General features: G+C 51.9%; 22 protein-coding genes and 1 tRNA gene. 13 read left to right on the top strand and 10 right to left on the bottom strand.

Features of this window, described 5'->3' with window-relative positions; all coding sequences use genetic code 11:
• Window positions 1-3 precede the first annotated feature (3 nt).
• The 11 genes from SE15_RS05685 (at window position 4) to SE15_RS14890 (ending at window position 8,907) form a co-directional block, all read left to right on the top strand.
• Window positions 4-672 carry a hypothetical protein gene (locus tag SE15_RS05685; protein WP_054521117.1) on the top strand — a complete coding sequence of 223 codons (669 nt, stop codon included), beginning with the start codon at window positions 4-6 and terminating at the stop codon, window positions 670-672.
• 170 nt (window positions 673-842) lie between these two features.
• On the top strand, window positions 843-2,027 hold the full coding sequence (locus SE15_RS05680) for a COG1470 family protein (protein WP_054521116.1): 1,185 nt from the start codon (window positions 843-845) through the stop codon (window positions 2,025-2,027).
• Between the two features lie 17 nt (window positions 2,028-2,044).
• The gene (locus SE15_RS05675; RefSeq protein ID WP_054521115.1) at window positions 2,045-2,989 is read left to right on the top strand and encodes an ABC transporter ATP-binding protein; all 945 of its coding nucleotides are present in this window, start codon (window positions 2,045-2,047) and stop codon (window positions 2,987-2,989) included.
• Window positions 2,976-3,959: an ABC transporter permease gene (locus SE15_RS05670; protein WP_054521114.1), complete on the top strand. Its 984-nt coding sequence runs from the start codon at window positions 2,976-2,978 to the stop codon at window positions 3,957-3,959. Before SE15_RS05675 ends, SE15_RS05670 begins: the two co-directional genes overlap by 14 nt.
• Before the next feature lie 114 nt (window positions 3,960-4,073).
• A tRNA-Arg gene (locus SE15_RS05665) sits at window positions 4,074-4,146 on the top strand.
• 50 nt (window positions 4,147-4,196) lie between these two features.
• The gene (tpx, locus tag SE15_RS05660) at window positions 4,197-4,739 is read left to right on the top strand and encodes a thiol peroxidase (RefSeq protein WP_054521113.1); all 543 of its coding nucleotides are present in this window, start codon (window positions 4,197-4,199) and stop codon (window positions 4,737-4,739) included.
• Between the two features lie 30 nt (window positions 4,740-4,769).
• Window positions 4,770-5,198, top strand: coding sequence for an Hsp20/alpha crystallin family protein (locus tag SE15_RS05655; RefSeq protein ID WP_054521112.1), 429 nt, complete (start codon window positions 4,770-4,772; stop codon window positions 5,196-5,198).
• A gap of 179 nt (window positions 5,199-5,377) precedes the next feature.
• On the top strand, window positions 5,378-7,780 hold the full coding sequence (lon, locus tag SE15_RS05650; RefSeq protein WP_201778065.1) for an endopeptidase La: 2,403 nt from the start codon (window positions 5,378-5,380) through the stop codon (window positions 7,778-7,780).
• 7 nt (window positions 7,781-7,787) lie between these two features.
• Window positions 7,788-8,159, top strand: coding sequence for a response regulator (locus SE15_RS05645; protein WP_054521111.1), 372 nt, complete (start codon window positions 7,788-7,790; stop codon window positions 8,157-8,159).
• On the top strand, window positions 8,156-8,671 hold the full coding sequence (locus SE15_RS05640) for a MogA/MoaB family molybdenum cofactor biosynthesis protein (protein WP_054521110.1): 516 nt from the start codon (window positions 8,156-8,158) through the stop codon (window positions 8,669-8,671). The genes SE15_RS05645 and SE15_RS05640 overlap by 4 nt, the downstream gene beginning before the upstream one ends.
• A gap of 26 nt (window positions 8,672-8,697) precedes the next feature.
• On the top strand, window positions 8,698-8,907 hold the full coding sequence (locus SE15_RS14890; protein ID WP_083461725.1) for a CDGSH iron-sulfur domain-containing protein: 210 nt from the start codon (window positions 8,698-8,700) through the stop codon (window positions 8,905-8,907).
• Window positions 8,908-8,933: 26 nt separating this feature from the next.
• On the opposite strand, the gene SE15_RS05635 is transcribed toward SE15_RS14890, so the two are convergent.
• Genes SE15_RS05635 through SE15_RS05615 form a run of 5 tightly spaced genes read right to left on the bottom strand, consistent with a single transcriptional unit; the run spans window position 8,934 to window position 17,238 of the window.
• Entirely contained in the window at window positions 8,934-10,226 is a 1,293-nt protein-coding gene (locus tag SE15_RS05635; protein WP_054521109.1) for a DUF58 domain-containing protein, read from the bottom strand.
• Complete coding sequence (locus SE15_RS05630) at window positions 10,223-11,200, bottom strand: AAA family ATPase (protein ID WP_054521108.1); 978 nt, start codon at window positions 11,198-11,200, stop codon at window positions 10,223-10,225. The genes SE15_RS05635 and SE15_RS05630 overlap by 4 nt, the downstream gene beginning before the upstream one ends.
• 1 nt (window position 11,201) lies before the next feature.
• Window positions 11,202-13,574, bottom strand: a complete 2,373-nt coding sequence (locus tag SE15_RS05625; RefSeq protein WP_054521107.1) for a glycosyltransferase family protein — start codon at window positions 13,572-13,574, stop codon at window positions 11,202-11,204.
• Between the two features lie 8 nt (window positions 13,575-13,582).
• Window positions 13,583-15,706 carry a glycosyltransferase family protein gene (locus tag SE15_RS05620; RefSeq protein ID WP_054521106.1) on the bottom strand — a complete coding sequence of 708 codons (2,124 nt, stop codon included), beginning with the start codon at window positions 15,704-15,706 and terminating at the stop codon, window positions 13,583-13,585.
• Window positions 15,703-17,238, bottom strand: a complete 1,536-nt coding sequence (locus tag SE15_RS05615; RefSeq protein WP_054521105.1) for a hypothetical protein — start codon at window positions 17,236-17,238, stop codon at window positions 15,703-15,705. Before SE15_RS05615 ends, SE15_RS05620 begins: the two co-directional genes overlap by 4 nt.
• Window positions 17,239-17,322: 84 nt before the next feature.
• On the opposite strand from SE15_RS05615, the gene SE15_RS05610 reads away from it, so the two are divergent.
• Together SE15_RS05610 and SE15_RS05605 are read left to right on the top strand one after the other, a co-directional pair.
• Window positions 17,323-18,024, top strand: coding sequence for a zinc ribbon domain-containing protein (locus SE15_RS05610; RefSeq protein WP_054521104.1), 702 nt, complete (start codon window positions 17,323-17,325; stop codon window positions 18,022-18,024).
• A gap of 3 nt (window positions 18,025-18,027) precedes the next feature.
• Window positions 18,028-20,511, top strand: coding sequence for a HEAT repeat domain-containing protein (locus SE15_RS05605; protein ID WP_054521103.1), 2,484 nt, complete (start codon window positions 18,028-18,030; stop codon window positions 20,509-20,511).
• Here the strand turns inward: SE15_RS05605 and SE15_RS05600 are convergent.
• Genes SE15_RS05600 through SE15_RS05580 form a run of 5 tightly spaced genes read right to left on the bottom strand, consistent with a single transcriptional unit; the run spans window position 20,508 to window position 23,721 of the window.
• The gene (locus tag SE15_RS05600; RefSeq protein WP_054521102.1) at window positions 20,508-20,831 is read right to left on the bottom strand and encodes a DUF167 family protein; all 324 of its coding nucleotides are present in this window, start codon (window positions 20,829-20,831) and stop codon (window positions 20,508-20,510) included. The genes SE15_RS05605 and SE15_RS05600 overlap by 4 nt on opposite strands.
• 4 nt (window positions 20,832-20,835) lie before the next feature.
• The gene (locus tag SE15_RS05595) at window positions 20,836-21,099 is read right to left on the bottom strand and encodes a YggT family protein (protein WP_054521101.1); all 264 of its coding nucleotides are present in this window, start codon (window positions 21,097-21,099) and stop codon (window positions 20,836-20,838) included.
• 25 nt (window positions 21,100-21,124) lie between these two features.
• Complete coding sequence (locus SE15_RS05590) at window positions 21,125-21,853, bottom strand: YggS family pyridoxal phosphate-dependent enzyme (protein ID WP_054521100.1); 729 nt, start codon at window positions 21,851-21,853, stop codon at window positions 21,125-21,127.
• 39 nt (window positions 21,854-21,892) lie between these two features.
• On the bottom strand, window positions 21,893-22,678 hold the full coding sequence (pgeF, locus tag SE15_RS05585; RefSeq protein WP_054521099.1) for a peptidoglycan editing factor PgeF: 786 nt from the start codon (window positions 22,676-22,678) through the stop codon (window positions 21,893-21,895).
• 5 nt (window positions 22,679-22,683) lie between these two features.
• Window positions 22,684-23,721 carry a DUF2085 domain-containing protein gene (locus SE15_RS05580; RefSeq protein ID WP_054521098.1) on the bottom strand — a complete coding sequence of 346 codons (1,038 nt, stop codon included), beginning with the start codon at window positions 23,719-23,721 and terminating at the stop codon, window positions 22,684-22,686.
• Window position 23,722: the final 1 nt, after the last annotated feature.

The raw sequence follows: 23,722 nt of genomic DNA, 5'->3' as shown, positions 1-23,722 counted from the left end.
AAAATGGGAAAACGACTTGGCATCCTGCTCCCTCTTGTCTTCCTTGTCTGCCTGGTTTTAGGATATCTAACAAACCGTTACCTCATTCAGAATTCCCGTGCTGGAATTGCTCGGCCTACAACCCCGCCTCTTCCCACATTACCGAACCAGCGTAACCTTTTGGTGATTATCGTTGATGACCTCACCCATTCACGCCCAGAAATTCAAAGTCTCTGGGCGCTAATCATTTATTACCCCCAGCACAAACTAATCTTTCAACCTCTCCCTCCAGTGCTGCTTCCCGAAAAAAGCCCGCCCAATTTCGTTAACATCCGCACAGAGGATGGTAATATCTCGTCGCTTTTTCTTCAACAGACTACCCAAGCCTACCGTATTCCCTGGCAAGATTACTTGGTCCTGGATAACATCGCCTTAATCTCTCTAAGCCACTGGGCACAAGTGCGGAATCCCGCTAGTTCCAGTACACCGGAAATATCCCCTGAGAAAGCCTTTGCTCAAATTTGCAACCGTTTGCAGGGTTCAATAGAGGCCCTTGCTGATCTGATGGAACAGCAAATCCAAATTTCCGAGCATTTCCATTCCAGCCTAACCCTTGAAACCGCTCTTGAAATTCGTCATAAACTGGAAGCCACCCCAGGGCCATCTCTCGAGTGCCAGGTTTTTGAGCCGTAATCGAGCATTAACCGCTTCTGAATGGTTTTTTAATACTTTTCTTATACGATCGTGATATAGTTCAGAACGGTTTGTAACGGGGCAGTATGCCCTAATTACCCCAATCCAAAAAGCAGGACAGTAAACCCGCATTTCAACTCTAAATCCATATTACATGGAGGCAAGAACCGATGAAACGCCATGGCTTTACCCTCTTTCTTGCTTTCGTGTCAGTATTGATCACCGCGTTGGCGCTGGTGATCCCCGCTAATGCACAAGATATTACCCCCAATAGCAATTCTTCTAACCCGATTCTCTACACAACCTATCCGAGTGTTGTCGTCGGACCTGGTGAAACCATCTCCGTGGATGTACATGTTCGGGTGGCTTCGCAACCCGAAGTGGTGCGTCTCGAGGTCAGCGAGGTACCAGAGGGGTGGACTGCAACAATACGGGGAGGCGGTAAAACTGTGCAGGCGGTCTATGTTCAGGCAGAAAGCGAAGCCAATTTGGAATTGCGCCTGGATCAGCCTAAAGCCATCAAGGCAGGTACCTACCGCGTGGTAGTCACGGGGCGCACGGCTACTGCCAGTGCTCAACTGCCAATTGAGATCACAATAAAAGAAAAACAGCCCTCACGGCTTTCCTTTGATGTCGATCTTCCCGTACTGCGGGGCTCTCCCACCACTACTTTTCGTTACAGTGTGACCCTCAAAAACGAAGGGGATGATGAGATAACGGTCAACCTGAGTGCCAACGCGCCACGTGGGTTCCAGGTGAACTTCCGATACGGCGGACAGGATGTCACCTCCCTTCCATTAGGAGCGAAGGAAAGCAAATCCATTACTGTGGAGGCCCAGCCCCTGGTAGATATTACCGCGGGTAGCTACCCCATTACCATCACAGCCCAGGGAGATGATGTCCAGGCATCGCTTGACCTGACCGCAGAAGTGACTGGACAGCCCTCCTTAAGCATCACCACTCCAGATGGTCGTCTCTCCGGGCAGGTCTACACGGGGCGTGAAACCTCACTCAAATTGGTAGTCCAGAACACGGGCAGTGCTTCTGCCCAGGGGGTGAAACTCTCAGCCAGCGCCCCCAGTGGGTGGACGGTGACTTTTGATCCAGAGGTCTTGGATGAAATCGCCACAAATGCCCAGAGCGAGGTAACGCTCAAGATCAAACCAGCAGATAATGCCATCGCGGGAGACTACATGCTAACTCTGCGGGCAACTCCTAGCCAGGGTGCTTCCAAATCCGTAGATTTTCGAGTCACGGTATTGACCTCCACACTGTGGGGGATTACTGGCGTCGTTTTAATTGCAATCGCAGTTGGGGTCGTGATGCTGGCGGTGATTCGCTTTGGTCGTCGGTGATCTTAGGAGGCTCAACCATGAGCGAGGTCATCGTAACCAAAGACCTGACGAAGAAATATGGGGATTTTGTCGCTGTTGATCACCTCAATCTGATCGTTCACAAAGGCGAGGTCTTCGGTCTTCTCGGCCCAAACGGCGCCGGGAAGACCACCACCATCCTCATGATTCTGGGGCTTACTGAGCCAACCTCCGGAAGCATTCGAGTTTTAGGCTTCGATCCCACCCGACAGCCCTTAACGGTTAAAGCGCATGTGGGATACCTGCCGGACCAGGTTGGGTTCTACGATGAACTCACAGCCTATGAGAATCTGATCTACATTGCCAAATTGAACGGCCTGCCACGCGAAGAGGCTGATCGGCGCATCGAATCCGCCTTGCAGAAAGTCAACCTGGTTGAAATGCGTGATAAAGCGGTTTCCACATTTTCGCGCGGGATGCGCCAGCGCCTGGGAGTGGCCGAAATTCTCATTAAACAGCCACAGATCATCATCATGGATGAACCAACCCAAGGTCTGGATCCGGAGGGGGCGCGGGAATTTCTAGAGATCATCCGTACCTTGCGCGCCGAAGGGATAACGATCCTGCTTTCATCACACCTTCTGCACCAGGTCCAGGCCGTCTGTGACCGGGTGGGGCTCTTCCATCGAGGAAAAATGATGCTGGTGGGCACCGTTGACGAATTAGGGCGGAAGGTACTGGGCAAGGCTTTTCGCATCTACGTGGAAACCCCCAATACAACCCCCGAAATCATCGAAGCCCTGAAACAGGTACCTGAAGCCGTCAATGTTCGTGCCTTAAACACGACAACTATCGAGGTTGAAGCAACTTCTGATATCCGCCATGAGGTCGCCAAAACCCTCATCACGGCGGGCGGACAGTTACGAGGTTTGAGCATGGAAGCCCAAAGCCTGGATGAAATCTACGCTCAATACTTCCAGGAGGTGGAACATGTCCGCGCTTGAAAGAGCCGAGATTCAACGTCTGCGCGAGGGATCTCCCTGGACAGGTCTCTGGGCAGTGGTGGCTAAGGAAATGGCGGATCACTTGACCAGCGCGCGCATGCGCATCCTGGAACTGTTGATCCTGCTTACCGCAGGCGGGACGGTCTACGTGGCTATGCAACAAATTCGCGCCTCAATTGGCAGTGATCGTTTTATCTACCTGAAACTATTTACCCTATCTCAGGATCCGCTACCTTCCTTAATCGGTTTTTTGGGATTTCTGGTTCCGCTGATCGCCATTGCCTTGGGGTTCGACGCTGTCAACGGGGAATTTAACCGCAAAACCCTTTCGCGCATTCTTGCTCAACCCATTTACCGCGACGCGCTCTTGTCAGGCAAGTTTTTAGCAGGGCTTTTCACGCTGGCGCTCGTCTTTTCGGCGATTTGGTTGCTCATTTTTGGCATGGGGTTGATTGGACTGGGAGTAGCACCTAATAGCGAGGAAGTGGGGCGCTTACTCTGGTTCTTGCTGGCAACAATTTTTTACGGTGGCATCTGGCTGGTGCTCGCCCAGATGTTTTCGGTGGTTTTCCGGCAGCCCGCCACGGCTGCCCTGGCAGCCATTGCAACCTGGCTATTTTTCACCGTATTCTGGAACATCCTGGCCAGCCTCCTTGCCCAATCCTTGCGCCCGATCCAGTATGGTTTCCTCCAGGAAGCACTGGCCCAGGCAGAACTCGAACTAGCCCTGACGCGTATTTCACCCAATACACTTTACGCTGAGATCGCCATCGCCCTGCTCAATCCAACGGTGCGCTCGCTAGGGTTTGTCTTGCCGTTTCAACTGGAAGGAGCCATTCTGGGCACGCCTTTACCGCTGCACCAGAGTGTTCTGCTAATTTGGCCCCATCTAACTGGCCTAATCGCGGCAACGATCCTCCTGTTTGCTCTGGCTTACGTTCTTTTCCAACGACAAGAAATTCGTGCGTAAAAAGAAAGTACCGGGAGGAGGCAAAGCCTCCTCCCGGCTGTCCATTTCTTTTCGAAGGCTTGCCCGGCACTCCCTTCTTGCAGTAGAATTATTTTAGCAATCATGGAGCCCAATGCCCCTGTAGCTCAAAGGACAGAGCAGCGGACTTCTAATCCGTTGGTTGTGCGTTCGAGTCGCACCAGGGGCACTGGATTGGTTGGAGAAAAAGCCTTGATCACTTGTTTTTAGAGGTGCATCATGAACAACCAAACATGGCCCGAAAGAAAGGGAGTGCTTCAACTGGCTGGACAAGATGCCACCATCATTGGCGCAGATGTCCGGGCGGGAGATGTGGCTCCAGAATTCATCGCCCACACTCAGGATTGGCAGCCCATTCCCATCCTTGCTTCGACTGAGGGCAAAGTGCGCATTATCGCGGCCGTCCCTTCACTGGAAACCTCCGTATGTGACCGTGAGACCCGCCGTTTCAACCAGGAAGCCACCGCGCTCAGCGAAGACATTGTGGTCATTGTCATCAGTACCGACCTACCATACACTCAAAAACGCTGGTGCGGCGCAGCGGGAATTAACCGCGTCTTTGTGGTTTCTGACCATATGGATGCCGAGTTTGGTAAAAAATACGGCTGCCTGATCAAAGAAAGACGCATTCTTCGTCGGGCAGTCTTTGTGGTTGACCGCAACGGCAAGGTGGTATATGCTGACTACATGCCCGTGCTAGGCCAGGAACCCGATTATGAGGCTGTCCTCCAGGCAGCCAGAACCGCCCTGGTGACCTCGTAAGGCTCTTTTTGCCACGGAAAGGATTTCACCATGATCCCGATTGTTTTTCGCTCGAGCCCACATAAACCCTCAACCGAGAGTGAGACTCTTCTGTTGATTGCTCGTGGGGTGTCCTACCACTTTACGATTCATTCTCGTGCCTGGCGCCCACCCACAGATATCTACGAAATGGAGGACAGAATTGTAGTTCTCATTGAAATTGCTGGAATGCATGAAAAGGATTTCATGGTTTCATTCGACCGTAACCGATTGAGCGTCTCAGGAGTCCGTTCTCAACCCCTGGACGAGCGCCGGGCTGTTCACCAAATGGAAATCCCATTTGGTGAATTTGCTACCGAAGTTGAAATCCTTACACCGATCGATTTGGACAAGATCACGGCAACTTACGAAAATGGCTTTCTGCGTATTGAGTTGCCCAAACGTCAGCCCAAGTCCATCGAGATTACATCCGAAGGGTGATACTAACCATGGGAGCCTACCGCTGGTCCACCTTCAGACCCTGGGAAGAATACGCAGACAATTTTGACTCGGAAGAGGACCTTCAGGAAATCCTCTTGCCCCCCGATGATCTCAACCCTTCCAACGAGCCGCCTACCAGCTCCTCTTCCGACCCCCAGGCTCAAAATAGCGGAGAGGGGATGCTTAAGCTCCCTGAAATTCTTCCCATCCTACCGCTGCGGGGATTGGTGGTATATCCCCAGACCATGGTGCCGCTTACCATCGGTCAACCCCGCAGTATCCGCCTAATAGACGATATTGTAGCCGGTGAGCGCCTCTTTGGTCTGGTGGCATCCAAGGTTTTTGATATTGAAACCCCAGGCCCAGAACATCTATTCCAGGTGGGAACCGCCGCTATCATCCATCGCATGTTTCGGGCACCTGATGGCACCATCCGTCTTCTGGTTCAAGGACTGGTTCGTTTTCGTATCACTGAATTCACCACCACCGAACCTTACTTAATGGCCAGAGTTGAGGTCCTCCCCGAAATTCTGGAAACGGGCCTGCAAGTCGAAGCGCTGGAACGCAATGTGCGCGAGCAGTTCATGCGCATGGCTGAACTGATTCCCTCCATACCGCGCGAACTGGTTGCCACCATAGCCGCCATTCCCGATCCGCTCCAACTGGTTTACAACATTGCGAATATCCAGCGTATGGATATCAACGATGCCCAGGAAATTTTGGAACTCAATCGTATCAGCGAAAAGCTCCAGAAATTGGTAACCATCCTGGCACGCGAAATTGAAGTTCTAGAATTAAGCCAGAAAATCCAGAAAGAAGCCCGTTCAGAAATTGACAAAGTACAGCGCGAGTACTTCTTGCGAGAGCAATTAAAGGCCATTCAACGCGAACTGGGCGAGGGGGACGAACAGGCGGCGGAAATTGAGGAATTTCGAAAACGTATTGAAGCGGCCAAAATGCCCGAAGAAGCCGAAAAACAGGCTCGGCGTGAACTGGATCGCCTGGCTAAACTTCCTACGGCCGCTGCTGAATACGGTGTTATCCGCACATATCTGGATTGGTTGGTTTCTCTGCCCTGGTCAATTACCACCCCTGACAACCTGGATATTCAAAATGCGCGTCGGGTATTGGATGAAGATCACTACGGATTGGAAGACATCAAAGAGCGCATCCTGGAGTTTCTGGCCGTGCGTAAATTGCGCCAGGATCGACGTGAAGCCCTGCAAGCCGAGGATTCTACCGACTATATCCGCCGGGAACGCGAAGGGGTGATCCTGTGCTTTGTGGGGCCTCCCGGTGTTGGCAAAACATCTCTAGGACAATCCATCGCCCGCGCCCTTGGACGCAAATTTGTGCGTATTTCGCTGGGGGGGATGCGGGATGAAGCAGAGATCCGTGGTCACCGCCGAACGTATATTGGGGCAATGCCCGGACGCATCATCCAGGCTTTGCGACGGGTGGAGTCGCGCAATCCTGTTTTCATGCTGGATGAAATTGATAAACTCGGCGTCGACTTCCGGGGTGACCCGGCTTCCGCCTTGTTAGAAGTGCTTGATCCCGAGCAAAACGCCGAATTCCGGGATAACTACATCGAAGTTGCCTTCGACCTTTCCCAGGTCATGTTTATCACCACCGCCAACACTCTTGAAACCATTCCGGCTCCTTTGCTTGATCGCATGGAGGTCATTCAACTATCAGGGTATACCGAGAACGAGAAGTTAAACATTGCCCGTTACTATCTCATCCCACGCCAAATTCGCGAAAACGGCCTGAAACCCGAGGAGATCGAGTTCACGGACGAAGCCATTTTGAACATCATTCGCCATTACACGCGTGAGGCTGGGGTGCGCAATCTGGAACGCGAGATTGGCGGTGTTTGTCGGAAAGTAGCCGTCCAAATAACAGAAGGCAAGGCAACTCAGGTGCGCGTAGACCCGGAGCGGGTACGTGAGTTTTTGGGTCGGCCAAAGTACCTGGCCACCCAGGAAATCATCCGTCGGACGGAAATCCCCGGCGTTGCCATTGGATTAGCCTGGACCCCCGTGGGAGGTGAAATTCTCTTCGTGGAAGCCACGCGGATGCCGGGCAGTAAGGGCTTCATCACCACCGGTTCTGTGGGGAAGGTGATGCAAGAATCGGCTCAAGCCGCCCTCTCGTATGTCCGCTCTCATGCTGTAGAACTGGGCATTGATCCCGATATATTCGAGAAATCCGATATTCACCTTCATGTACCTGCCGGTGCCCAACCCAAAGATGGTCCTTCAGCGGGGGTGACCATTGCTACGGCCTTGGTTTCCCTCCTCACGGGGCGGCTGGTACGGCACGACGTGGGCATGACCGGAGAAATTACCCTGCGTGGCCAGGTTTTGCCAGTTGGCGGCATCAAGGAAAAGGTGTTGGCCGCACATCGTGCCGGGCTTAAAACGGTTATCCTACCTAAGGACAACGAAGGAGACCTTGAAGACCTGAGTGAAGAAATCCGCCAGGCTATTGACTTCGTGCTGGTAGAGACCGTTGATGAGGTACTCCAGCATGCCCTTGAGCAAGCCGTCGCCGAACCCGCCTCCTCTCCGGCATCTTAGGAGGCCCATGATAAAAATACTTCTCGTCGAAGATCACACCCACACGCGCCAGTTATTGCGCACACTGCTTGAAATGGAAGGCTATTACGTCATTATACCACCCGCTCCAAATCCTCAGAGCATCCTGAGCCTTGTTCAGGCGGAGCACCCACCCCTTATGATCCTCGATGCTCACTTGCAGGAATTCAGCGGCTTCGACGTTCTGGCTTCCCTACAGCAGTTAGATCCCAATCGGCGACCCAAGGTCATTTTGACATCCGGAGAAGACTTGGGGCTAGAATCGGAACTGGCCGGTGCCGATGCATTTCTCCTGAAACCCTTTGCACCCCAACAACTGTTCTATCTCATCCAGAAACTGAACGCACGGGATTCTCTATGACCGATTCGCAACCTCGAGTGGCCATCCTGACCATCTCCGATCGCTCCTATCGCGGAGAGCGTCCTGATACCTCAGGTCCTCAGTTAGAACAACGCATGCGCAGTTTGGGTTGGCAGGTCACCGCGACAGCGCTGGTCCCAGATGACATGGAAATGATTCGCCAAAAACTCCAACAATGGTGCGATGAGGATGTGGCAGACCTGATATTAACCACCGGGGGGACAGGCGTGAGCCCAAGAGACGTTACCCCCGAAGCCACCCAAAGCATTCTTGAACGTCCCTTGCCCGGAATAGCAGAAGCCATGCGCACGGCCAGCCTTCAAATCACCCCCCACGCCATGCTTTCTCGAGCAATGGCCGGGATCCGTAAACGAACACTAATTATTAATTTGCCTGGCAGCCCCAAAGGGGCGCTTGAGAATTTAGAAACAGTGCTTCCAGCTCTGCCCCATGCTATCGCTCTAATCCGAGAAAACCCAGAGGCTGAAAAAGGCCATCATATCCCCGCTTAGTTCCCTTGCAAGGAGGTTTGTACCCGATGGCTGAGCATACAACCGAGAATCGAGCTGGTCATCTTCGCACAACAGTACATTTAGAAGCCGGAGAAGTGGTCGCCCTCTGCCGGTGTTTCAAATCCAAGCAATTCCCATTCTGTGATGGTACCCATAAAACTCTGGAGAGTGAAGTCGGCCCCGTTATTGTTCACGCTCCCAGGGAAACCTCTCAATCAACGGATCAAAATAATTAATTTTTGGGAACATTGGTGTCCCAAAACTAAAGGCCCTGCCCCCCTGGTAAATGGGATTCAAGCGCAGTCCGCAGGTCTTCATCCTTGCGGAGTGTGAAGACAGGCACTCCCAATGCCTGAACTTGCTCGCGGAGGGGAATTATATCGCCCGGCCCCCCAAAAGAGGTGCGATCCACCACAATCAGGATGGGGTTAAGATCGCGCCGAAGTAGTTCTTCAACAGCCAGGGCAACTTCCCACTCATTAGCGGCAGTAATCACCACCACCGTTGTGCCCCGCACCAGGAAACTCGCCTGGGTTTGCACCAATCCCAGCAACGGTAAACGTCCATTCGGTTGGACGAAAGCCAGCATCTCCAGGAGTTTATCCAACTGGCGTTCACCGCGTTCGGCTGGCAAAACACTGAGAGATTGACTGGCACAGGCTAACCCTACCGCCCGCCCATGCCGCAAGTAATATTGCCCCACAGAGGCCGTCGCAGCCACTGCATACTCAAACGTACTTGGCGGGAGCACGGCTTCTAGACGTTGCATCCAAATCCAGAAGGGTTGCCCCCGCAAAGCAATGGTATCCTCCCGGGAAATGTGAGCCGTCATACAGGCATCTAAGAAAAGCCACACATCTGCATAGGGGTCTTGTTCAAATTCCTTGACCATTAACCGTTCATGACGGGCAGTGCTGCGCCAATGAATGCGATTAAGGGGATCTCCGGGTAAATACTCCCGTACCCCTGCCGCATAAGGGGTCACTTCTGTGCTACGTCGTTGAAGCGCTCGCCCTCCTGGCAACCTCCCGAGAGGAGCAGGAAAAGATGCAATCTCCACCATATAGGGCAGAACCAGCAATGTTCTTGCCGCCGGAAACTCGCGCCGAGTGGCGAACAGACCAAAAGGATCCCCTGATACCAACATTGTGGGGCCAAGCGGAAAAGCCCCTCGACGACGCAATATGGTCCGGGTTACAAAGAAGCGCTCCTCGCCACCCCCAATTTCTGAAAGCACGCGAGAAAAGTTTTTGCCCGGTAGGGGTGAAAGATCGCGTACCTCTAACCAGATAATCCGCAGCCGACCCCGATTACGTATCTCAAAACGCTCTTCAAAAGTTTGCCCCACCTGATATCGGAGACTCCGAGCATGTCGGTTAACTTCAACGTGACGGAGGACTCTTGAAGTCCAGATCCAGGAAAAAGCCAATAGGAGACCAATCCCATAGGCTAAACGAAAGTAAATGCGTGCAGTAGCACCCCCACCCACAAATAGCGCAATGATCACAACAACCAGCAGGCCCAAAAAGAACAAGGAAGTCCGGCGGACAATCATTCGCTTTGTAACCTTTGCACAACACTCCCGCCTGGCACGGGCAGGGTCATCAGAATTTCCCGCAAGATCTGTTCAGCGGTTAGATCCTTAAGCCTGGCAGCAGGTTGAATGATCACGCGATGTGCCAGCACGTGTTCGGCCAATGCCTTAATGTCATCCGGAAGAACGTAATCACGTCCCTTTATGGCGGCCCGTGCCTGACCAGCACGGTACAGCCCCAAACTACCCCGTGGGCTGGCACCAAGATAAACATCGCTATGTTCACGAGTAGCCCGTACCACTTCCACAATGTATCGCGATACAGCCGGGGAGACATATATGGTTTTAACCGCTTCCTGAGCCTCCAGAACCTCTTCCGCGCTGGCAACCGGTTGTAAATCCAACAACGGATGGCGCAGTTGTTGCAATTCCAGAATCCGGATTTCATCCGTTAATGCTGGGTAACCAATTCGAATTCGCATCAGGAAGCGATCCAATTGAGCCTCAGGCAGGGGAAAGGTGCCCTCATACTCAATGGGATTTTGGGTCCCCAAAACCATAAAGGGTTGTGGTAAAAGATGCGTGACCCCATCCACAGTAATCTGGCGTTCCTCCATGGCCTCCAACAAGGCGGATTGGGTCTTGGGGGTGGCGCGATTAATCTCATCAGCTAACACTACCTGCGCCACAATCGGTCCAGGACGAAATTCAAATTGCCGCGTCACCTGATTGAAAATTGAAACCCCCGTCACATCACTGGGTAACATATCAGGCGTAAATTGAATACGACTGAAAGCGCAACCCAGGGACTTAGCCAGACTCCGTGCCAGGATAGTTTTCCCCACTCCTGGCACATCGTCTATAAGTAAGTGTCCCTGGCACAAAAGCCCAATAACTACCAGTTCCAGCGTCTGACGTTTACCCACGATCACTTTTTCCAGATTTGCCAGCAATTTATCAGCAAACTGCTGAACTCTTTCCGCAGCCGTTTCCATATCATGACCCCTTTCTCAGTCCCTGGTTCCTCAGGCTTTTCAGTCCTAGAGTTATCCACATTATCCAGGCTAGAAGGCTTCCCCAAGCGCCTATTTTGAACGAAAGCGGATCATAAACAAATTGCACACTATGCTTGCCCGAGGTAAGCCATACAGCCTGCAGGCATCCATCCGCCCGTAGGGGTTCCCGAGAAATGCCATCCACAACAACTTTCCAGCCAGGATACCATAGGACGGATAACCTTAGCCATCCTGGCCCAGAGGTCTCCACTTCTAAAAGCATGGAATTGGGCTGATCAGCCACCCAAACAACCCTTGCCTCTGAAGCGGGCCATGTTGTTTCCAGATTCTGCTGAGTACCGGTAAGAATCATACAACGTGTATCTGAGTTTATCATACCCCTTAGCGCCGTCAACACCGAGAACAAGGTTGGTTCCATTTTCACACAAGTAAACCACTGCCATCGTCCTTTGGCAGCTAACTGCCGATAAGAAACTCTCTGAAGGCGCTCATCTCGCTGTTCGATGAGCGAAACATTGAGATCCTGCAACCAAGCCGTCTTAATGGTCTCAGGCTGGGCTTCGATCTCATTCATCAACGCAACATAGCACCCTGGCAGCAACGGATCGAAGTTATTCAGACTTGCGATGGATTCTAATAAATTCAAATTTGGCAATAAGGAATACCGTAATTCTTGCCACTTTTCCTCAACCGCATAACGATCAAAGCGGAAAAAGTCCTTAAATTTCAGCACATACTCTTCCTCCTCTGGAAGATATAGCCGGCCTTCTCCAACTTGAGCGCGCAAAGATGACATATTTTCCAGGGATTCATAAATTTTCATGGGTAAAGTAGGAAGCAACCCCCTGGCGGCCAGCAAAATGTCTACGATTACCCAGGCAAGGAGCGACCACCCCCAGCCTAAACGCCAGCCAGATCTCGCCGATTCTTGGGGTGTGGCAAGCAAGACTACCACACCTCCCAATGCCACCAGACCAAACTGAAAAGTTGCGGTCGCAAATGAGGGTTTAAGATCTGAAAGTACCTCTCGCGCCAACCACGCTGATAACATGATAGCCACCGCAGCCATAACACTCAGTCGCAGTACATAAAGCGTCCGCCCTTTTGGTTTTTGCCAGTTCTCTACACCGATGCCGCTCAGCACCGCAAGTCCAAAAATCGTCCAAATCAACCACCGTGAAGGCGCCTGGAACATATCAAATGTGGGAATGTAGTGATATAAGAATGGGTAAACAGGCGTATTTTTACCCAGAGCCAGCACAATACTGACCAAAACAATCCCCCACGCTGTCCTTACTACCGAACGACTGATTTTACGGCGATCCCCCTGTGAACTTCGAAAGGCCTCTCTGAGGGTTGTCAACGCCATCAGGAAGGGTAAGAAACCAATATAAATTGCATCTTCCCAATAGTTGGCGTACCCCCAATATACATCCGTGCCGGGATTTCCAAACAGATGAGGCGCTATAAACCCGGTTAGGCGCCAAGGCCACAATGAGTAGGTCATTGCCTGCTCATAATCCACCTGGGTAGAACGTTGAGAGGTGAGCAAATACTCGGCAGTGGGCAAAATCTGGGCCAGGCTTAGACCTACTGCCCAGATCAATGCTATGCTCCCATACGAAACCAAATAGCCCCATTTTCTACCATGAACCTGTCGTCCTCGTAAAATCCCCCACGCCCCTGCTAGCAGCCAGGTGTACCAGGTCAACTGAGCGTGACCGGCCAGAAGCTGCATGGCCAGAACTAAGACCAAGGAAAGAAGCCGTGATTTCAAAGCACTCCTAGAAGGGGCATTGATCAGGTTTTCAACACCGCATATTACCCAAGGCAGCCAGGCGCCCGCCCAAATCATGCTGAAAAAGTTTATCCGGGCAATAAAATACTGGCTAAAACCAAACGCCATCCCAGCGATAGCCTGAGCTAAGTCGCCATATCCGAGGCTCTTCAGTAACCGTGCCATCCCCCATCCGGCCCATCCCAGGTGAAAAGCCGCTAGCATCGTGAATCCCCATGCCAGCCAAGGCGTACCTCCTAACCCGTAAAAGAGGCCCAAAACCCAGGAGAGGGGGTAAAACCACGCTAGTTGATAATTAGCCAGCAAAGGAGATCCCAACCCATTAAGTGGATTCCAAAGCGGCCAAATCCCCTTTTCCATCATCTCATAAGCTAACACTCGCCAGGGGATGAATTGCAAAACAGGCAATCCCCAGTAAAGCACCCTGCCCCGGCAAAGCGCTCTTCCCAACAGAAGCAAAGGTAGAAGAAAATAAACAACAGAATACGGAATTTTTCCCAAGCGCAACCAATTCGTAATGGCTATGCGAAATATTCTAGAAAAGGTGATTTTCATCTTCGGATTCATTGTTTCCGCTGTCGCCGACCAACAACCATGGACAGAACACTTACTCCCCACCCCAACACTGCAAGGCTTACCCCCGCTTCATAGGTATGCGGCTTAAACCTTAGCACAACCAGATGTTCACCCTCTGGAATAGCCACTGCCCTGAATACCCCCCCCAGCGATTCCACTTGCCAGGGCTGTCCATCCAGGGTGGCTTCCCACCCCGGGTAATCCAATTCGGCCAAAATGAGCCAACCAGGCCCATGCACCCGCAGACGCCATTGGTTAGGGGTTCGCTCTATGATTTGTACCTCTCCATCCACCCGAGGAGGCCAATCCAGGTTAGACTGAACCCATGCACGCGGAAAAGCCAGCCGATTCATATAAACCAGAGAGTTATCTGTTTTTGCTACTAGCTCTAATCCACTAGCCTGAAGCGGAAATGCAGAAACCACATACTTGACATTCCACCACCCCAGAAGATCAGGGCGGGGTGTGAAAAAGCGGTTATCATTCTCAGGATCACCGTTGAGAAAGGGTGGCAGTGTCACTGAATATCCTGTTTGCACCACCCCAGTTGCTTCTTTCATAAACTCCACGTATGTTTTTGTCTGAAGAGGGTGAACCCCATCCGCCAATTCTAGACCGTAACGCGCAGCCACATACTGAGGTAGCGAAAACGAAGGTGAATAAACGCGAAATATCCCTGGTTGTTCAAGTAAGAACCCAACTAAATTGGAAGTCTCCCTCCAAACCCCCGAATCCGGTCGGAATGTAATCCATGTTCTCCCGGCGACCACAAGATCCACCAGAGTAATAACCGCCAGAATTCCCCAACCCACTCTCTCACTAAGTCGCCGGCGTTCCCATAGGGCAATGGTAAAGATGACCAGCCCAAAGAGCAGCGTTCCAAATGCTAGCAGCCAAGGAAATTCTCCAAAAAGGACACCCCATCCGATGGTTAAGAAAGCCATGAACCCCCAGACACCACTCAACCAGAATACCACATCCGGGCGCATGATGCGCGGGGAGGTGAGCAGCCAGTCCAAACCGGCCGCTGTACACAGTGCCGCAACCAGGCCTACCCCCAACCAGAGTCGTGCCGGTACCCGTAACAACGCAAGTCCTGGCAGTTGTACGACCTTCTCGAAACCGGGCAGGTAAGAACCCAACGAGCCAACCAAGGCCAATCCGGCCAGGATCAACCATCCTCGCAAGGAGCGGCGGAGAGAGGGAACCGCGAGGACTAACACACTCATGCCCACCGAAACAACCCCTAGATAGGTGACCCATTCATGAAAACGCCCAAATCCTGGAAATACCATCCCAATTAGGCTATAGGGAGGTAACGAGTAAACTAACGCCTCCTCAGGGCGCAATTGACTCCGCGTCGTTAGAGGTAACCACTCAAGAAGCGATAATAACAACGGTGCTGATATCAATACACCAATCAACGGTTGAAGGATCAACCCGCCCACCTGGCGCAAGGATCCCCTGCTCGAAAAACCTCGCCACTTTCTAAAGATAGCATACCCCAACCAAATGCCCGCCAGGATAATCCCCCAACGCAAGTCTGCCAGCCACGCTAATCCTAAAACCATACCTGGTAAAAGCGACGTCTGCGTTATGCGTTCTTGACGCATTTTTTCTGCTACGAATACCCAGGGGGTCCAGGCAAAAGCGTAGAGCAGAGTAAAATGACCGGCACCCCAGTGGGCAATAATTTTCGGCAGGAGCATCATTGTCCAACTACCTAACAAGGCGGCTCGTTGATCATATCCCTTCAACCTCAACCAACGAAACATTCCTGCGCCAAGCACAAGGAGATGTCCCAGTAGCGTTAAGTTAAAACTCCAGGGCGAAGGCCAGACCAGGCTCAGCCAGCCGAGGGGATACCATAATCCATTTAGTGGATCTGCTATCAGGGGGAAACCACCTAAATAGGCATCTGACCATAAAGGGATTTCACCGAAACGCCGCCATGCATCCGCGATCAGCCAGGCATTTGTGAAATGAGCGATCAGCCCATCGGTAAACGGTGAATCAGGAGGAAATGCCCACTTACCCAGTTCAGGCAGCCAGGGAAGAAGCGGGACTGTTAATAACCCGATCAAAAGGGAATGTTTACGCAGCGCCCTCATGGGATAGCCGGAACGACATAAAGCGTAGTATCTCCTGCCTGGAACGATGCAGGAAGAAAATCCAATTGTCCAACTTGCGCCAGTTTCTGTTCACGGGGACCCCAGAACACAAAATCCACCCCCCTTTCCCTCAATTGCTGGACCCAATCCTCTCCCGAGCTAAAACTCTGGAGCGAAGCGATCACCCAATGCTTTTGATCTTCGGCATTTACCGTCTCAAAGGGGTGTCCATAAATCACACGTCGTCCTGTATGGGCAGGAATAAACAAGCCCGTCTCAGGAGCAGCAAACACCAACGCATCTGGAGGGGTATGTCTTTCGATCCATCCCAACGCTTGATACTCATCTGCACCCAGGGTTAACAGCGGATGATGCATTCGAACCCCCATAAGGCCCAGTAGGATCACAAGAAACCCGGTAGGAAGAGCAAGGACAAAGGCCGTCCGCTCAATAAGCCTTGCGCTCCTTTGCAACCAGTGTTCAAGAACACTCCCTCCACGCACGGCAAGGATCACCACAGGGATATAAAACCCCGTTAGAAGACGTCGTTGTAGTCCCCATGGGCTATACGCCATGGCCCATCCCGCGATGAACCAGATGGCTAAAAAGGGGAGATTTACGGAAACACCCTGATTAAGCTTGATCAGCCCTAATAAGGCCAGAATCAATGCTGGAGAAAAGGCTACCAGGTAGTCCCACAATGGTGGAGAAAGGGTTAGGTTTTGAGCATTCCAGCCCCGTAGCCACCCATCCTGGAGAATCGTCATATACTGATAACACAACACACTCCCTCCCCCCAAGAGAAAGCCGAGCATTGCTTTAAAAGCGACTTTTCGTTGCTTGAACCATAACCATGCACAATATCCTCCACCTACCACAGCACCAATTACCACCCCGAAAGGTAAGATGATCGCCAGGGCGAACCCGAGCACCATGGATGAAACAACGACCCATTGGGAGGAAAAAGGCGCTAAAAGAATTGAGAAGAAGGTCAAAAGCAAGCCCATTCCCAGGGGAAAGTGAGGGTTGGCAATCATGGAAAGCAGTGGATAGGCCTCAGCCAGCCAAAAATCGGCTGTAAAACCTCCTCCCAGATTAGCCAGCCATCCCAAGCCCGATCCAAGGAGAGCCCAATAATAAATTTGATGTAAATCTCGTTCCGAACCCTCTACAACGGAGTTAAGAAAACGCCATAAGGCTAACATAAAAACCCAACCAGCCAATAGACGCACAAGGTGAAACATGACAATTAGGGGCAGATGAAAGATCCGCGCTAAATGTCCCAGAGCGATATAAAAAGTGAAAAGATATCCCGAGTAAGGAGCGTCGGCTGTGTAGGGCAAGCGAAACCGCCACTCTCCCAGAAAACCCTCATACATCTTGGCCAGATACGAATTTCCATCCAGAGGGTTAAACAAGAAACCCCCGAAAACATATCCTTCTGGTGTGACAAGGGCTGCTAAAATATATGGCAGTCCTACCACTCCAAGAACAATCAGACTGCCAACCCAGGGGAAACGATACCTCACCATGTTATGAAGTATACTAAAATGAGTTTATCGGAGTAAAGAGAAACTAACACATCCCTCCAATCCCTCACGCCGGATGTTGAACCCATGAGTCAGGCCTTTCATCTTCTACAACTTCAAAAAATTGACTCACAACTTGATCAAATTGAAAATCGCTTCCAGGAGATTAATGCCCTGCTTTCGAATCATTCCCAAGTGGAAGAAGCCCAACATCACCTTCAGCAGGTCGAAGCACTCCTCAAGGAAAAGCAACTGGCGCTTAAGAAAATAGAGCACGAGGTCCAGGCCAAGCGAATTAAATTAGAGCAAAGCGAAGAAAATCTTTATTCTGGGCGAGTAAAAATTCCTAAGGAACTGCGCGACCTGGAAAATGAAGTCCAAGCACTGAAGCGCGCCCTGGCTACCCTTGAAGATCGCCAGTTAGAAGCCATGATAGATCTTGAACAAGCCGAGGCAGAGTATCGCCAGGCGGAAGCACAATTTCACCACGCCCAGGCAGAAGAATCCGAGCGGAATGCTAGCCTGCGAGGGGAATTGGAAACCCTCACGCGTAGCCGAGATCGCTTGTTACGTGAACGCGAGGTCATTCTCAACCAGATTGATCCCCAAAATCAAGCTATTTACCAGCAACTACGCTCACGAAAACGTGGGATTGCCGTGGCCACAGTAGTGGATGAAACTTGCTCAGCATGCGGCTCCACCCTAACCCCGGCTGAGCGGCAAGCGGCTCGATTCCCTCATCAGCTGGTTTTCTGCTCCTCATGCGGACGCATTCTCTACGCAGGATAAACCATGCCGAATCTGTTTGGACTGCAACTTGATCGCCCCTCCTTCTGGATTGGGTTCCTGACCGGGACACTGTTTTGGCTTGTTTTAGCGCGCCTGAGTAAAGAATGGCCAGCCATACGCGAGGGCTTAAAACAATGGTTCAAACACCTCAGGCAGCGCCAATTAGCCGGAACAGAGTTTGCGATTCGGCAGGACGCCTTAAAGCGCGCCCAACGCAGCCACCTTTCAGCGGCTCTGTTTTCGCTAGACGAGATTGCGATCCCTCCCCGCTTGCTTGCACCACCTTCACCGCCTCTCGAAGAAACCGATTCACGATTACCGCATATATATGAGCAAATTATTCCGCCACTCCCAGAATGGCCAGAATTTGCCTCTCGCTTCGGCGCTCCTACCCTCACCCCCCTTCAGGCCCTACGCCAGCGAGCACGCATTGCTATTATCGGTAAACCGGGAAGCGGCAAAACAGTTACCCTGGCATTCCTGGCTTCTCTCCTCGCTCGCCGCGAAAATGACCTTGGATTTGCTAACAGCCTTACGCCTATTTTTTTACATTATCTTGACATTGAACCTTATTTGCCCGAGATCAAGGACCCATTGGAGCCCATTTACAAAACACTCAGCCGCACCCTGCCATTAACCGCCCAACCCCGCCTATGGAGTTTTCTCAAGAGCGCCTTCAATGACGGTGAGGTCGTACTGCTGCTGGATGGAATTGACGAAGTTCCTCCGGAAATGCTCGAAGCAGCCACATCGTACCTTAAGACCTTGCTCGAGCAATATCCCCACATACGCTTGGTACTGGCAGCCCCGGACCAATATCTGGACGGATTGCTGAATTTAGGGATCGAGCCCCTTCCTCTGGCTGCCTGGACGCGGGATCAAACAGCAGAATTTATCGCCCGATGGAGTCGGTTGTGGAATCAGCACCTCGGTTCGCAGATTGCGCAAAAAACCGGTGTCATCCCTCTAGATGATCTTTTAGTTCGGGGATGGATTGATCCCACACCGGTTTATTCCCCCCTGGAATGGACACTCTATTTGTGGGCTCTTTCAGCGGGTGATCTCTCCGATAATATTGCGCATGCTGTGGATGCTTATGTGAACCGCCTCTGCGGACCCAAGATTCCCATTCCTTCGCTGATCACCCTGGCACGAACCTTTATAGAAAGTCGCAAACCTGCTCTCACCATTCGCGAGATCGAGCAAAGTGTCACCGAGCTTAAAACCCTTACCATAACCGCGCCTGCAGAAGAATTGAAGGCAGAAGAAAAGACCCCCGGTTCACCCGCTTCGAAAACGGAACGTCCTGCCAATCGTGTTCTCTTGGCGCTTCTCGATACCGGGCTCTTAAGCGAATACAGTGGTGAACGCCTGGCCTTCAACCACATATACATAATGGCTTATCTGGCCGCTCAACAACTTACAGTACCACCGATAGCCCCCCACCGTCTCCTCTGGAGCGCTGAGGACGCCCTTTGTTACCATCTGATCGCTGCTCGCCCGGAAGCCACCTGGCTAGAAGCCTGGGTTGATAAGGCTTTGTCTTTGTCCAATACAGACTTTTTCCACGCATTTTATTGGGCGCGCCTGGCACCTCGCAACAGTGTCGCGCGTTCAATTCTTATGAAGCGCTTGCTACCCATCCTGCAGGGCAAATCAGAAGAACCGGAAGACTCAATTGAGGGCCTCGCGGCCTGTGCCACGTCAAATGATCCTTCACTGAGTTTGCTTTTCCGCCAATGGATTAAAGCCACCCAGGCAGATTTTCGTTTCTATGGCGCTTTAGGATGTGGTTTCCTGCAAGACCCCACCGCCTTGAAGGACCTTATTGCCCTTCTAAATGATCCCGAAGAAAGAGTCCGGATGGGTGCTTGCCTTGGTCTGGCACAGTATCGAGAACCGGTGGCCGAGGAAGCCATCCTGCGCGCACTGACTTTTGGGGACGAACCGCTGCGCCTCGCCGCCGCTGAGGTTTTAGCGAATGTAATCCCCGGAGGCGAAGAGCATCTAAAGGAAGCCCTCACTCTGGAGGATCTGCTCACCCGGCGCGCGGCAGTTTTGGGCATTGCTCACCTCAATGCCCCCTGGGTGATTGACGAGTTGGAACGCATAGCCGTAGAAGACGGCCAATGGGTGGTGCGAAATGCTGCTGCCCAGGCGCTGGAAAGCCGCCGTCATGCCGATTCTCGCTTTCCTCAGACCTTAACGCCACCTCATGAAACCCCCTGGTTAATTGCATTTGCAGCCAAAATGGGGCAGGGCATTTCTCCGGGCCAACCCGTGGATTCGCTCCTACAACATGCTCTGATCCAGGGAGATGACGAGGAAAAGATAAAGGCAATGCTGATGATCCGCTGGCAACCGCACCCCGATTACATACAGGTACTCAAAATCCTTCTCCGCCACGAGAATCCCGAGGTTCGCCACATGGCTCGTTATACCCTCTGGGTGCTCTCGTTACACGCGCCTGTAACACCCCCCGCTTAGCCGGCCTTCAATGCCTTCTTTAATGCTTTATCCACCTTTTCAGGATCCTGGCCAAGGACGGCTACCAGTTTCTGAGCCGACATCTCACCAGCCACAATTTCCAGTTGAGAACGCTTAACCCCCAAAACACTCTCCAAGAGAGCCTTCAGGGCAGTGTTAATCTGATCGGAGTCGGTTCCGGAAGTGGACAAGCGGATCACCACCACACCATCCTCGGTAATGCGTTCAACGCGGCTCTGAGATCCACCGATCCTGACCAGGATGGAAAGCGCTGCACCGCCCTCAGGCTGGGTAAAGTGGGGTTTGGTTGTACGTCCCATATGTCTACATGAACTGACGGAGAATGGTGATTAGCACCCACTCAACCGCCTGAATGAGAATAATCAAAATAAGGGGACTGAAGTCAATCATCTGGATGGGCGGAACCGCTCGACGAATGGGGGTTAATAAAGGTTCGACAACGCGATCCAGTGCTACCCGCACTGGATGGAAAGGGGAGAGAAAATACGAGAGCACTACATCCACAATAACCACAATGACCAACAACGTGGAAAGAGCCTGAATCAACTGAATAAGAAACCAAACCATGGACTTTTCCCTTTCTCAATCAAGATTATGGATAAGGACGTGGGCCAAGAATGGCCTGACCAACCCGAACAATAGTAGCCCCTTCCTCAATAGCCAATGGAAAATCCACACTGGTACCCATGGAGAGTTCACCCCAGGACGCATTTGGAAAAGCCCGGGCTAGAAAATCGCGTAGGTGGCGTGAATGAGCAAAGTACTGGCGCGCCCGGTGGGGGTCCTCGGTAAGTGGTGGCATGGTCATAATTCCACGCACGTCTAGATGCGGGCAAGTATTCAGAATCAATTCAATTTCCGACAGAAGGGCTGGCCAGGTCTCTGAGGATTCCGCCTTCCAACCCGACTTGCTCTCTTCTCCCCCCACATTGAATTCCAGTAGCACTGGCAGACGTCGTCCCTGCTCAGAAAGTATGCGTTCCAATTTTTGCGCTAAGCGCACACTATCCAGCGCTTCAAACCAATCAAAATACTGAGCAACCAATTTGGCTTTGCGGCTTTGTAGATGGCCAATCATGTGCCATTCCACCGGATAGTCCTGCAAAGCCTCTATTTTTGGAAGGGCTTCCTCGGGGTAATTTTCACCCAAGAGTTTAGCCCCAGCCTCCACCACAGCCCGAATTGCCTCAATAGGCTGACCCTTTGTCACCACTACAAGGCGAATTTGCGATGGATCACGTCCGCTTCGCAAGGCCGCCTGATAAATTTGCTCGAGCACCTTGAGGTAGTTCTGGCGGATGGTAAGTGCATCCAGGACCATTTCCAGCGCCTCCGTTATTAAGACCGCAATGCTATGAGATTAGGACCGCAATGCTATGAGCGCTCCAAAGCGCCCCGTCCGTCCGGCTTCCCCTCGGTGAGAATACCAATGCCTTAAGTCGCACGCCGTGCACAAACCAGCGACCTCAACCTGGGTTACACCTGCCTGATTCAGCCACAAACGGTTTGCCTCCCATAAATTTAGGTAGGCACGCCCATCCTGATAGATCAGCACCTCACGACTCCGTTCACCAAAGGATTGCTCAACCAATTGTACTACCTCGGATCCTATCATATAGTGATCCGGACCAATCGAAGGGCCAATGGCAGCCATAATATCGCCCGCTCGACAACCATATATCTCTTGCATTGCTGCAACAGTTTTAAAGACAATGGCTTGTACCGTACCCTTCCACCCAGCATGCACCAGTCCCACGACCTTGTGGTTAGGCTCATAGAGTAAAACCGGCACACAATCGGCAAAACGCATGAACAAAGTCACCTCAGAGCGATTGGTCAATATGGCATCCGCCTTTACGTGGGGGGCATCTAACGGGCGAGGACGATCGGTACTGATCACAATATCGCTGTGGACCTGCCAGACATCGAAAATCGTCTCCACCTCACGGTGAACCGCCTCGAAAATGCGCCGGCGATTTTCTATAATATTTTCCCGGACATCCCCCAGGTTTCCCCCTAGATTAAGGCTGTCCCAGGGGGCTGGGCTGACCCCTCCTAAACGTGTAAACACCCCATGAATCACCGATTCGGTGGGGAAGAGGTCAAATTGATAAAAGACCAGTCCGTTCCGTTGTACAAACCCCATGATGGCTACTTACCCGGATCCGAGGCATGCTGACGTTGCCTGATTTGGTTAATAACGCCCCACTTACGTTGCAGACCAATTCGCGTCTCCCGCATGTTTTCTTCAATGATGGGGTAAAGATACCACATCGTTGTCCAACCAAAAAGGAAGCCGGTTATGGTGCGCAAAAGTGGAGTGCTCTCACGCACCAGCGCCCACCGGGAGAAGAAAGGGATCAAACCCGGCAATTGGGAAAGCCCATCAACCGCTATAGGCAGTAAACCCACCACCACCCACAAATACCAAGGAAGGGACTTCCAGCGTCGCCCGGTAAGCGCAAAAACCAAGCCGAATAATAGCATAGATCCATAGATGGCCACATCACGCTCACAAAGTGCTACTTTATAACCTAGTGCTCCCGCTCCATAACCCACGGCCTCGCCACCTGTGAGGGCCCGTGCGCGTGCCAGATCCTGACTGTTAAGCCCTGTTACGGCCTCATAAGAGGCAATATCAGGCAAATGAGCAACCTCACGGGGATAGTAGGGTTGCAAACCAAAAAGAAACCAGGAACGAAAAGCCAGTTGGTGGCAAAGTGGACTGTACACCTTGTAAATGGCATTAGCCAGGCCTGTCCATCCCATTCTCAGAGACACTGGAGCCAGAAAGGGCAGACCAACATACAGGAGCAAGAAAAGATTAAATAATGCCAGATAATGGCGACTTAGCCATAATGAAAGCGCATCAGCAGCAGTCCAATGCTCAGTCTTATGCACCCGGTTCTGATAAGCCTTCTCATCCACACGCTGTATTTGTGCTTGCCGATCTCGAGCTGCGCCCAGGGTAATTTCTAGAGTTTGACGCGAGAATGGAGGGTGTAAACGATAAGGCCCCACTTCCACTATGGGTAGCGCATCTTCTCCCAGAGGCTGCGAATTTTCTCCTTTTTCGATATTCACAACCGCGATTTGAAGATCGTAGGCGGATTGCAGTTCTTGCAAATGGGCAATGACCTCATCACACAAGGGACAATTGGCAGAACGATATACCGTTACAATGATCATG

The organism is Thermanaerothrix daxensis, from assembly GCF_001306145.1.
GTDB classification, from domain to species: Bacteria; Chloroflexota; Anaerolineae; order Anaerolineales; family Anaerolineaceae; genus Thermanaerothrix; species Thermanaerothrix daxensis.
Note: the sequence above shows the minus strand (reverse complement) of the source record. Positions and strands in the feature narration are given on the sequence as shown.

What these genes read in the sequence shown, in the direction of transcription:
- SE15_RS05685 (WP_054521117.1), top strand. Translation starts at nt 4, where the DNA reads ATGGGAAAACGACTTGGCATCCTGCTCCCTCTTGTCTTCCTTGTCTGC.
- SE15_RS05680 (WP_054521116.1), top strand. Translation starts at nt 843, where the DNA reads ATGAAACGCCATGGCTTTACCCTCTTTCTTGCTTTCGTGTCAGTATTG.
- SE15_RS05675 (WP_054521115.1), top strand. Translation starts at nt 2,045, where the DNA reads ATGAGCGAGGTCATCGTAACCAAAGACCTGACGAAGAAATATGGGGAT.
- SE15_RS05670 (WP_054521114.1), top strand. Translation starts at nt 2,976, where the DNA reads ATGTCCGCGCTTGAAAGAGCCGAGATTCAACGTCTGCGCGAGGGATCT.
- tpx (WP_054521113.1), top strand. Translation starts at nt 4,197, where the DNA reads ATGAACAACCAAACATGGCCCGAAAGAAAGGGAGTGCTTCAACTGGCT.
- SE15_RS05655 (WP_054521112.1), top strand. Translation starts at nt 4,770, where the DNA reads ATGATCCCGATTGTTTTTCGCTCGAGCCCACATAAACCCTCAACCGAG.
- lon (WP_201778065.1), top strand. Translation starts at nt 5,378, where the DNA reads ATGCTTAAGCTCCCTGAAATTCTTCCCATCCTACCGCTGCGGGGATTG.
- SE15_RS05645 (WP_054521111.1), top strand. Translation starts at nt 7,788, where the DNA reads ATGATAAAAATACTTCTCGTCGAAGATCACACCCACACGCGCCAGTTA.
- SE15_RS05640 (WP_054521110.1), top strand. Translation starts at nt 8,156, where the DNA reads ATGACCGATTCGCAACCTCGAGTGGCCATCCTGACCATCTCCGATCGC.
- SE15_RS14890 (WP_083461725.1), top strand. Translation starts at nt 8,698, where the DNA reads ATGGCTGAGCATACAACCGAGAATCGAGCTGGTCATCTTCGCACAACA.
- SE15_RS05635 (WP_054521109.1), bottom strand. Translation starts at nt 10,226, where the DNA reads ATGATTGTCCGCCGGACTTCCTTGTTCTTTTTGGGCCTGCTGGTTGTT.
- SE15_RS05630 (WP_054521108.1), bottom strand. Translation starts at nt 11,200, where the DNA reads ATGGAAACGGCTGCGGAAAGAGTTCAGCAGTTTGCTGATAAATTGCTG.
- SE15_RS05625 (WP_054521107.1), bottom strand. Translation starts at nt 13,574, where the DNA reads ATGAAAATCACCTTTTCTAGAATATTTCGCATAGCCATTACGAATTGG.
- SE15_RS05620 (WP_054521106.1), bottom strand. Translation starts at nt 15,706, where the DNA reads ATGAGGGCGCTGCGTAAACATTCCCTTTTGATCGGGTTATTAACAGTC.
- SE15_RS05615 (WP_054521105.1), bottom strand. Translation starts at nt 17,238, where the DNA reads ATGGTGAGGTATCGTTTCCCCTGGGTTGGCAGTCTGATTGTTCTTGGA.
- SE15_RS05610 (WP_054521104.1), top strand. Translation starts at nt 17,323, where the DNA reads ATGAGTCAGGCCTTTCATCTTCTACAACTTCAAAAAATTGACTCACAA.
- SE15_RS05605 (WP_054521103.1), top strand. Translation starts at nt 18,028, where the DNA reads ATGCCGAATCTGTTTGGACTGCAACTTGATCGCCCCTCCTTCTGGATT.
- SE15_RS05600 (WP_054521102.1), bottom strand. Translation starts at nt 20,831, where the DNA reads ATGGGACGTACAACCAAACCCCACTTTACCCAGCCTGAGGGCGGTGCA.
- SE15_RS05595 (WP_054521101.1), bottom strand. Translation starts at nt 21,099, where the DNA reads ATGGTTTGGTTTCTTATTCAGTTGATTCAGGCTCTTTCCACGTTGTTG.
- SE15_RS05590 (WP_054521100.1), bottom strand. Translation starts at nt 21,853, where the DNA reads ATGGTCCTGGATGCACTTACCATCCGCCAGAACTACCTCAAGGTGCTC.
- pgeF (WP_054521099.1), bottom strand. Translation starts at nt 22,678, where the DNA reads ATGGGGTTTGTACAACGGAACGGACTGGTCTTTTATCAATTTGACCTC.
- SE15_RS05580 (WP_054521098.1), bottom strand. Translation starts at nt 23,721, where the DNA reads ATGATCATTGTAACGGTATATCGTTCTGCCAATTGTCCCTTGTGTGAT.